Raw genomic sequence first — 3,205 nt, 5'->3', positions numbered from 1 at the left:
CGCCAACCGGAAATCAGCTCAGGTTCACCGGCTTGCGTTTTCAGCTGCCAGTGCCAGTTCAGCAGCTGGTTGATCTGCCGACGCGACGCCAGCAGCTCCGCGCTTACGCCCTTCTCCGTGCTCACTTCCTGCACCAGCGCTTTAATATCTTTAAAGGCTTTGCGGTAGCCCGGCATGTCGATCAGGTTCTGCAGCGGCGCCGGCAGGGCCGACTCCGGCAGCGCCTGCGCTTTTTCGACCAGGCTAATCAGCGTTTTGCCGTGGAAGCGAATTTCGCTACCGGATAACCCGAGGCTGTCGAGCTCGCCCAGGCTGGTGGGCATATAGCGCGCCACGCTCCACAGATGCTCTTCCCGCACCACAAAGTTTACCGCCAGGTCGCGCTCGCGCGCTTTGCGCAGGCGCCACTCCGCCAACAGCTGCAGACAACCCAGCTGGCGGGTACGCAGCTGCCAGGCGTTGCCGATATCGCGCCAGGCCTCGGCCGGGTCGACCACCTCCTGACGACGCTGCTGCATCACGCGGCACTCGTCGAGCGCCGCCGGCAGCCAGCCAGCGCGATCGGTCTCCGCCATTAACTGGCTGGCGATCGGCAGCAGATACCAGACGTCGGCCGCGGCATATTCACACTGACGCTCAGTCAGCGGGCGCGCCAGCCAGTCGGTGCGGGATTCACTTTTATCCAGCGCTACCCCGGAATACTCTTCCACCATCGAAGCGAAGCCCCAGGACATTGGGCGGCCGCAGAAGGCCGCCAGGATCTGGGTGTCAATCAGCGGCTGCGGCATCAGGTTAAATGCATTAAGGAAGACTTCTAAATCTTCGCTGCCGGCATGCAGGTATTTAGTCACATCCTGGTTGAGCAGCAGGTCGCGCATCGGCGCCCAGTCGTTAATCGTCAAGGGATCGATCAGAGAGACCTGCTGGCCGTCGAACAGCTGCAGCAGGCCCAGCTGCGGGTAATAGGTGCGGGTGCGGACAAATTCCGTATCCAGAGCGACGGCGGAGGCCGCGCTTGCCGCTTCGCAGACAGCGCGCAGGCCATCGTCGGTGGTGATCATCTGATAGTTCAAAGCATACTCTCTTAACTTGCGCCCATAAAAAACGCCGGCGTAGCCGGCGTCAGGCGACTCATTCGTTACTTAGCCTTTATTGTCCACTTTAGCGCGCGCTTCGTCACGCAGTTCTCGCCGCAAAATTTTTCCGACGTTGGATTTCGGCAGTTCGTCACGGAATTCCACCAGCTTCGGCACCTTGTATCCGGTCAAATGGCGACGGCAGAACGTAATCAGCGCCTCTTCGGTTAACGCAGCATCTTTCTTGACTACGAAAATCTTCACCGCTTCGCCGCTGCTGCCGGACGGCACGCCGATGGCCGCCACTTCCAGCACCCCGCTATGCTGCATGACCACATCTTCGATTTCGTTCGGATAGACGTTAAAACCCGACACCAGGATCATATCTTTTTTGCGATCGACGATGCGCAGGAACCCCTCTTCATCCATCACCGCGATATCCCCGGTGTGCAGCCAGCCGTCTTTGATAATCTCATCCGTCGCGTCAGGGCGCTGCCAGTAGCCCAGCATCACCTGCGGCCCTTTAATACAGAGCTCGCCCGGCTGACCCGGCGCCACTTCGTTATCATCATCATCCACCAGTTTGGCTTCGGTGGAGGGCACCGGCAGGCCAATGCTGCCGCTGTGGTAGTCAATATCGTGCGGGTTAACGCTGACCAGCGGGGAACACTCTGTCAGGCCGTAGCCCTCCAGCAGATATTGCCCGGTCAGTTTTACCCAGCGCTCGGCCACCGCCTGCTGCACCGGCATTCCACCGCCGGCGGACAAATGCAGCGAGGAGAAATCAAGCTGCTGGAACTCTTTGTTGTTCAGCAAGGCGTTGAACAGGGTATTGACCCCGGTCATGGCGGTAAAAGGATACTTCGCCAGCTCCTTCACCAGCCCGGGGATATCGCGTGGGTTGGTGATCAGCAAATTTTGCCCGCCCAGTTCGATAAACAGCAGGCAGTTCATGGTCAGGGCGAAAATGTGATACAGCGGCAGCGCGGTCACCACGAACTCTTTGCCGCGATGCAGCAGCGGGCCGTAGGTGGCATTGACCTGCTCGAGGTTAGCCAGCATATTGCGGTGGGTGAGCATCGCACCTTTGGCCACGCCGGTGGTGCCCCCGGTGTACTGCAGAAACGCCAGATCTTCCGCAACGATCTCCGGCTTGACGTACTGCATGCGATAGCCGTGCTGCAACGCGCTGCGAAACGAGATGGCGTCCGGCAGGTGGTACTTCGGCACCAGGCGCTTAATGTACTTGACCACAAAGTTCACCAGCGTGCCTTTGGCGGTGGAAAGCTGGTCGCCCATGCGCGTCAGGATCACATGCTGGACCTGAGTTTTCGCCACCACTTTTTCCAGGGTATGGGCAAAGTTGGAGACTATGACGATCGCCGCCGCGCCGCTGTCGTTGAGCTGATGCTCCAGTTCGCGCGGGGTATATAAGGGGTTGACGTTAACCACGATCATCCCGGCGCGCAGGATGCCAAACAGAGCCACCGGATACTGCAGCAGGTTAGGCATCATCAGGGCCACGCGATCGCCCTTCTGTAACCCCAACCCCTCCTGAAGATAAGCGGCGAAGGCGCGACTACGCTCCTCCAGCTTACGGTAGGTCATCACTTCACCCATATTGATAAACGCCGGTTGGTCGGCGTAACGGGTGGTGGCATGTTCAAACAGTTCAACCAGGGATTGATAGCGGTCAGGATTTATCTCCGCCGGAACATCTGCGGGATAACGGTTTAGCCAAACCTTTTTCACTGCATCACCTCTGAAATAGTTATTCGTCGTCATCACAGCCCCTGGATAATACATTTTGTTAACATTATATTAACTCAGCGTACCAGTTTATTAATTAGGCAATGAGCAGGTTGCGAAGCGCGTCACTATTTTTTTTCTTATTCGACTGAAAACAAAGAAACAGCGGACCGGCCGCTGTTTCTTTGAACTAACATAAACAACAAAATCATTCGGTTACAACGTTTCTCACCTCAGCAGGGCCGGGATTGTACCAGCCCCAGCCGCCATAGCCGTAGCCCCAGGGGCGCGGACCCAGCATCCACGGGTCGATAGGTTGCGGAGGCATCACCACCTGCTGCACTACGTTCCAGCGCTTGTAGCCGGTGGCGTTCATCAGC

Annotated in this window: 2 protein-coding genes and 1 pseudogene; all 3 read right to left on the bottom strand. The window is 57.9% G+C overall.

The window, feature by feature from the left end; genetic code table 11:
* A partial coding sequence (gene rnd, locus HMPREF1024_RS23335; RefSeq protein ID WP_032451329.1) for a ribonuclease D occupies positions 1–1,073 on the bottom strand: 1,073 nt, incomplete at its 3' end.
* Between the two features lie 69 nt (positions 1,074–1,142).
* Positions 1,143–2,828, bottom strand: coding sequence for a long-chain-fatty-acid--CoA ligase FadD (gene fadD / locus HMPREF1024_RS23340; RefSeq protein WP_002910904.1), 1,686 nt, complete (start codon positions 2,826–2,828; stop codon positions 1,143–1,145).
* Positions 2,829–3,033: 205 nt separating this feature from the next.
* A pseudogene (locus HMPREF1024_RS31630) lies at positions 3,034–3,205 on the bottom strand (hypothetical protein); the annotation flags it as partial.

Origin of the sequence: Klebsiella sp. 4_1_44FAA, assembly GCF_000238715.1 — a bacterium.
GTDB classification, from domain to species: domain Bacteria; phylum Pseudomonadota; class Gammaproteobacteria; order Enterobacterales; family Enterobacteriaceae; genus Klebsiella; species Klebsiella pneumoniae.
This window is presented reverse-complemented; position numbering and strand designations above follow the sequence as displayed.